This is a genomic window from Burkholderia sp. AW49-1, from assembly GCF_053427845.1.
This window is the reverse complement of record NZ_JBSAXF010000042.1, coordinates 36,211-42,505: the sequence shown is the minus strand read 5'-3', so window position 1 is coordinate 42,505 and position 6,295 is coordinate 36,211. Positions and strand designations below refer to the sequence as shown.

Annotated in this window: 7 protein-coding genes; 3 read left to right on the top strand and 4 right to left on the bottom strand. The window is 68.8% G+C overall.

Annotation, left to right across the window (positions count from 1 at the left end):
- Positions 1–35 precede the first annotated feature (35 nt).
- Entirely contained in the window at positions 36–1,331 is a 1,296-nt protein-coding gene (locus ACV22W_RS31400) for an aspartate carbamoyltransferase (RefSeq protein ID WP_059526663.1), read from the bottom strand.
- A gap of 233 nt (positions 1,332–1,564) precedes the next feature.
- Here ACV22W_RS31400 and ACV22W_RS31395 point away from each other — a divergent pair, with 233 nt between their 5' ends.
- Positions 1,565–1,699, top strand: a complete 135-nt coding sequence (locus ACV22W_RS31395) for an entericidin A/B family lipoprotein (protein ID WP_009688930.1) — start codon at positions 1,565–1,567, stop codon at positions 1,697–1,699.
- A 90-nt stretch (positions 1,700–1,789) separates the two neighbouring features.
- On the opposite strand, the gene ACV22W_RS31390 is transcribed toward ACV22W_RS31395, so the two are convergent.
- The 3 genes from ACV22W_RS31390 to ACV22W_RS31380 all read right to left on the bottom strand — a co-directional run bounded on the left by ACV22W_RS31390 (position 1,790) and on the right by ACV22W_RS31380 (position 4,414).
- Positions 1,790–2,338 carry a permease gene (locus ACV22W_RS31390; protein WP_448023307.1) on the bottom strand — a complete coding sequence of 183 codons (549 nt, stop codon included), beginning with the start codon at positions 2,336–2,338 and terminating at the stop codon, positions 1,790–1,792.
- Between the two features lie 151 nt (positions 2,339–2,489).
- The gene (locus tag ACV22W_RS31385; protein ID WP_448023306.1) at positions 2,490–3,413 is read right to left on the bottom strand and encodes a DMT family transporter; all 924 of its coding nucleotides are present in this window, start codon (positions 3,411–3,413) and stop codon (positions 2,490–2,492) included.
- A 206-nt stretch (positions 3,414–3,619) separates the two neighbouring features.
- Entirely contained in the window at positions 3,620–4,414 is a 795-nt protein-coding gene (locus tag ACV22W_RS31380) for an AraC family transcriptional regulator (RefSeq protein WP_448023304.1), read from the bottom strand.
- A gap of 170 nt (positions 4,415–4,584) precedes the next feature.
- Between ACV22W_RS31380 and ACV22W_RS31375 the strand changes: the two genes are divergently transcribed.
- Together ACV22W_RS31375 and ACV22W_RS31370 are read left to right on the top strand one after the other, a co-directional pair.
- Positions 4,585–5,418 carry a molybdenum cofactor biosynthesis F family protein gene (locus ACV22W_RS31375; RefSeq protein ID WP_448023302.1) on the top strand — a complete coding sequence of 278 codons (834 nt, stop codon included), beginning with the start codon at positions 4,585–4,587 and terminating at the stop codon, positions 5,416–5,418.
- Positions 5,415–6,224, top strand: coding sequence for an SDR family oxidoreductase (locus tag ACV22W_RS31370; protein ID WP_448023300.1), 810 nt, complete (start codon positions 5,415–5,417; stop codon positions 6,222–6,224). Before ACV22W_RS31375 ends, ACV22W_RS31370 begins: the two co-directional genes overlap by 4 nt.
- The last annotated feature ends 71 nt before the right edge of the window (positions 6,225–6,295 follow it).

Below are 6,295 nucleotides of genomic sequence, written 5' to 3'. Positions count from 1 at the left end.
GCAAGGCGGCGCGTTTTGTGTGTTACGGCGGCGCGTCAATCGATCCCGTGAAACACCGCATCCTCCGGCCCGAGGTACGCCGGTGGCCGCCACGTCGCGTCGCGCATCGAATGTTGAACCAGATTCTCGACGCCGAGCAGCACGGCGAAGATCGCCATCCGCACGGGAATGCCGTTGTCGGTCTGCCGGAAGATCGCGAGGCGCGGATCGCGGTTCAGGTCGACTGACAGGTCGTTCGCGCCGGGCCGGCTGTCGCGCGGTAGCGGGTGCATGATCAGCGTGTCGGGCTTGCAGACGGAGTCGACGAGCGCCTGGTTGATCTGGAAATCCGGCGTGTAGCCTTCGAACGACTCGTCGGTGAAGCGCTCCTTCTGGATCCGCGTCGCGTAGACGACGTCCGCGCCGCGCAGCCCGGCCGCGAGGTCGTTCGTTTGCTCGATCACGTGGCCGTTCGTCGCGATCTGGTCGATGATGTACGCGGGCATTTCGAGCGTCGGCGGCGACACGAGCGTGAACTTCAGCCCGCGGTACAGCGCGAGCAGCTTGACGAGCGAGTGCACGGTGCGGCCGTATTTCAGGTCGCCGACGAGCGCGATATGCGCGCCGTCGACGATCTTGCCGAGTCGCGAGAACTCGCGCTGGATCGTATAGAGATCGAGGAGCGCCTGGCTCGGGTGCTCGCCCGGACCGTCGCCGCCGTTGATCACCGGCAAGTTGGTCGCGCGCGCGAACTCCGCAACCGAGCCCTTCTCCGGGTGGCGGATCACGAGCGCGTCGACGTAGCCGGCCATCACGCGGCTCGTGTCGTAGATCGATTCGCCCTTGGCCATCGACGAGAACGTGAAGCCGGTCGTGTCGCACACCGAGCCGCCGAGCCGGCAGAAAGCCGCGCCGAACGACACGCGGGTGCGCGTGCTGGCCTCGAAGAACAGGTTGCCGAGCACGGCACCTTCGAGCACGCGCGAGATCTTGTGGCGGCGCGCGATCGGCTGCATCACGTCGGCGACGCGGAACAGCGCCTCGACCGAATCCCGTGAGAACTGGTCCACGGAAATCAGCTGCGGCTTGCCTTCGAACAGGAATTGCTTCGCGAGCCCCTGCTTTTCTACGCTTTGCGTATAGTCTCCGCCATCCGGTGCCGGGCGTTCGACGATTTCCGACACGAAGCGCTCGACGATCTCGGGCATGCCGCGCGATTCCTGCGAGTCGTCGGGCAACAGCCACGTGTCGAGCGCACGGCGGCTTACGCCGATGCGGTTCGCGAACGCTTCGCGGGTCATGTTGAGGCGGCGCATCGCGTCGCGCAGGAAGGCTTGCTGGGGAACGGTCATCGGCGGCACCTGACGAAAAATATACGCGGTGCGTATATTAGTTCGAGACCGGCCGAAGTCAAGGAAAATCTGCACGATGGCCCGTGTGGCCTGCGTCGCGCCGACTCGGCGAACACTGGCGCGCGGCGGCCGTCTCCGTATAATCAGGTCAGGCCCCGTGTCCTGCGAGCCGCAGGACATCACGCCACATACGATTCGCCCGGTCGGGCATGTTGACTCGAAGGAGAATGAGAATGACGCGTACGATTGCTGCAATGCTGCTGGTGGTGACCGCCGCGCTCGCCGGTTGCAATACCGTTGCAGGCATGGGGCAGGACATTTCGAAGGGTGGCCAGGCAATCAGCGATACGGCCGAGAAGGCCAAGTAAGCCACCGGATTCCGGAATGCAGAAGGCGCCGGGCCGTTCCGCGATCGCGGGGCGGCCCGGCGCCTTTTTCATGGCGCGCGGTCGACAGCGTCAGGCGTTTTCGACGAACGCGTAACGGCCCTCGACCTTGCGCGGCGTGAACCAGCCGAAGTCCGGGAACAGCCGGTTGCGGACGAACCAGACGTAGCCGACCAGGATGACCGTCACCCCGAGGGTCGGCAGCGCGGCCGACGGATCGCGGCCGAGATCGGCGATGGTCCTCGGCAGTTGCAGCAGCGACAGAATGATGAACGCGTGATACGCGCCAACGCGATGAGTCGCGAAGCCCCAGATGAACAGCAGCGACAGCGGCACCGTCAATGCGAGGAACAGCACCGCGGCGCCGATGCTGAGCCCATCCACCAGGAGCAGATAGGCGAGTGCGAGGCTGATCAGCAACTGCGCGATGCCGAGCGCGATCAGGATCCGGGTGTGCACCTTGTTCTTCCGGCACAGATCGGGGTCGGGGCGCGACGCGATGAGGCGCGCGAGCACGCGATCCTTGAGGCCCTGTCCGGCGAGCTCGGCGAGCACGTCGGCTTTCCTCGCGCCCGCGGACAGCAGCGCCGCGATTCTTGTTTTGGCTTCCTTCTTGTTCATGGCAATGCGAATTATTGTTCGATGGTGGTCAAATGGCCCGGCCACGCGAATATTGCATCTTGCGCGACGGTACGCAACGATTTTGCCGCGTGCGGACACATTCCTACAGTCGTCGATGGCGGGCCGTGACGGCCACCGATTGACGAACGGGCTAGCCATCGAGGCAGCCGGTTGACGTGATGGGTGCCGGCGGCTCGCGCCGCCGTGTCGCACCCACCACCATCCCCGCGACGACGAGCGCGATGCCGAGCAGTCGCGTGCCGCCGAGCGTCTCGCCGAACAGCGCGACCGCGAACAGCACGGCCGAGACCGGCGCGACTGCCGTGAACAGCGCGGCTTCGGTGCCGCTCGTGCGAGCCGAACCCGCGTACCAGCACAGATAGCCGAGCACGGTCGGCACCAGCGCGTAGTATGCGATCGCCGACACCGCGCCGATGTTCCAGCCGCTCGCCAGCGCGTGCCATTCGAACGCGGCCGGCACCAGCGCGATCACGAAGCCGAGGCCCGACATCGCCGTCGACAGCGCGAGCGGCGGCAACGGCGCCGACAGCCGCCGGTTGAGCAGGATGAACGCGGCCTCGCAGGCGACGGCGGCCAGCACCAGCGCGTCGCCGGCGAGCGTCCGGAGCGACGGCATGGCCTGGCCGGGCGCGAACGTGACGAACAGCACGCCGGCGGTGGCCAGCGCGGCCGCGCCCCAGTCGCGCGGCGTCTGCCGTTCGCGCAGCACGACCGCCGCGATCAGCGTCGACATCGCCGGCAGCGTGCCGAGCATCACGCCTGCATCGACCGGCGACGACAACTTCGTGCCGATGATCAGCAGCACCGTATAGCCGACCCCGCCCGCCGCGGCCTGTACGACCAGCAGCACGGCGTCGCGTGCGGAGACCCTCGGCCATCGCATTCGCTGCGCTCGCATCAGCGCGAACAGCAGCGGGGTTGCGATGAGGAAGCGCAGCACGGTGGCCGCGAACGGCGGCAGGCCGCCGGCCGCGAGGCGGCTCGCGATGACGGTGCTGCCGACGCCGGCCATTGCGGTGGCGAGATAGAGATAGCCGATCAGTCGTGTCTTCATGTGCCGCATCGTCGCGTGCGGCGGCGCGGGCGTCTTGAACGAAATTGCAGCGGCGTCGGCGAGCGAGGCGGGTGAGCGGAAACGGCGATGTGTCCTGTCCGGTATCTCGGTTGAACGGTAGCGCCGCCATTCAGAGCCGTTGCTGCCGGGCGGCGCAGATCGACATCGCCGCGCACCGGGTGGCCACGCCGCGACGGCGAGGCCCGTCAGCCTGCCTGCGTGAATCGTCCCGGCGTGATCCCGAACTGGCGTGTGAATGCGCGCGTCAGGTGGCTCTGGTCGGCAAAACCGGCTTCGGCCGCGGCATCCGCGATCGGCCGGCCGCTGGCGAGCAGTGCGCGCGCGAGCCGCGTGCGCGACTGCATCAGATACGCGTGCGGCGTGATGCCGAGTTCGCGCGCGAATCCGCGCAGCAGCTGGAAGCGGCTCACGCCGCTCAGGCCGGCGAGTTCCGCCAGCGAAACGGGCGCGGCGGGCGCCGCATCGAGTCGCTCGCGGGCGACGCGGATCGCCGGCGCGACGCCGGCGGGTGGCAGCGCGCGGTTCGAGTGCCGCGCAAGCAGCCCGGCGACCAGCGTGACGAGCGCTTCGTCGCGGGCGAGCGGCAGCGAGTCTCCTGCGACGATCCGTGCATGCAGCCGGCCGAACGCGGCCGCGAGCCGCGCGTCACGCACGGCCGGATGCGCGAGCTCGACACCGCCGAGGCCTTCTTCCGCCGCGACGCCCGCGACCAGTGCGGGCGCGAGGTACAGCATTCGCCAACGCCGGCCCGTGCCCGTTTCGATCGGCATGCCGTCGTGCATTTCGCCCGGATTGACCATGATCGCGTCGCCGGCCAGCGCGTCGACCTGCCCGCGTCCGCTCCAGGACCGGTGCGCGCCGCTGACGATCACGCCGACCCCGAATTCGTCGTGCGCGTGCCGCGGAAACGTGCGGTCGGACTCGAGGCTGATCGCCTCGATGCCTTCATCGGTGCGTCGGTAATGGGTGACACGGTGCATGGGCGCTCCTCGCGCCGGCAGCGGCGCGGATCACGTGCACTTTAGCGCGTTCCGGCGCCGCGCGCCCTTCATCCTTTTGGCCGATACCGCGCGGCGCGCGCAGCCCGCACCATGTGCACATGAGCAGCGTACACGGCCCGCCGGGCCTGAAGCTGCGCGGGAGACGGCAGATGGAACGACAGGATCCGGTATTCATTCAGGTTGGCGCGCTCGCGGACGGCTTCGCGCCGGACGCGAACATCCTCGCGCCGGTGGACGCGCTCGTCGGGCGGTCGCTGGCCCTCGGCGACGCATCGGGCGCATGGCGCGTCTATACGTTCGAGGCAGGTGCGCTGCAATGGCGCGACGCGGCGACCGACACGGGCGGCCGTGCGCCGTGCCGCATCACGCGGCTGCGCGACGATCTGTACTTCGTCGACTACATCGACCCGGCAGCGCGCGCGACGTCGGTCAGTCTCGTGATCGACGTCGGCGACGGCGTGTGGACGTCGGTAATCGGCACGCTGCCGACCGAAGCCGATACGCACGTCGACGCGTTCACGCGCGTCGCGCGCGGGCTGCCGCTGACGGGCGTCGACGCGACGTTCCGGCATGGCACGCTCGGCGGTCATGCGCAGCCGGGCCCGCTGCACGGGCCCACGCGCGAACTGATCGGCAAGCGGACGTTGTACCGCTACAGCCCGACCGAATGCTACGAGCACATCTACCTGAACGAGAACTTCTACGCATGGCAGTGTCTGCAGGGCGTCGAAGGCGGGCTGGCCGACGTGGACCGCTGCCATTACTTCCGGCTTGCCGAGCAGCTGTATCTGTTCGTATGGCGCGAAAAGGTGGTGCCGACGCTTGGCGTCGTGCTGATCGACCTCGCGCAACGCAAGACGGACGGCAAGATCTTCGGATACCAGGCCGGCGATTTCGGCACGCTGTCGAACTTCGCGATCGGCGCGCATGCGCAGGTGCTGAACGAAACCGTGCATCCGCTCGCCGGCGAGGCGCGGCAATGAACGCCGTGCCGGGCAGCGGCCGCCTGCGTGCGGATTTCAGCGGCCGCGTCGTGCTCGTCACGGGCGCGGCGCAGGGGATCGGCGCGGCGATCGCGCGCCGTTTCGCGCAATCCGGTGCATTCGTCGCGCTCGCCGATCTCAACGGCGATGCCGCTGCCGCGCAGGCGGACGCGCTTGCCAGCGCGGGCGGCGATGCGCGCGCGTATCGCGTCGACGCCGCGAGCCGAGACGAACTCGTCGCGCTGGTCGAGGCGGTCGAGCGCGATGGCGGCCGGCTCGACGTCGTCGTGCACAACGCCGCGTACTTCCCGCTGACTCCGTTCGAGCAGATCGATGCGCCGATGCTCGAGCGCACGCTGTCGGTCAACCTGTCGGCGCTGTTCTGGCTCGCACAGGCCGCGTTGCCGGCATTCGAACGTGCGGGGGCGGGGCGGCTGCTCGTCACGTCGTCGGTGACCGGGCCGCGCGTCGCCTATCCGGGGCTCGCGCACTACGCGGCGTCGAAGGCAGGCGTGAACGGCTTCATTCGCGCGGCGGCGCTCGAACTCGCGCGCCGCAACGTGACGGTCAACGGCGTCGAGCCGGGGATGATCCGCACGCCGGCGGCCGGCAATCTCGGCGATGCGTCGGTCGCCGCGCAGATCGCACGCGACATTCCGCTCGCGCGGATGGGCGAGCCGGAGGACATCGCGAACGCGATGCTGTTTCTCGCGTCGGCCGATGCGACGTACATCACCGGGCAGACGATCGTGGTCGACGGCGGGGCGACGTTGCCGGAGAGTGGGGTCGTGCTGGGTGACGGGTAAGGGGGCGCGTGCGCGATCGTGCGATCAGGGTCGTCGAGTGGGCCGGCAGGGGCGTCGCTCGCGCGTCGCGC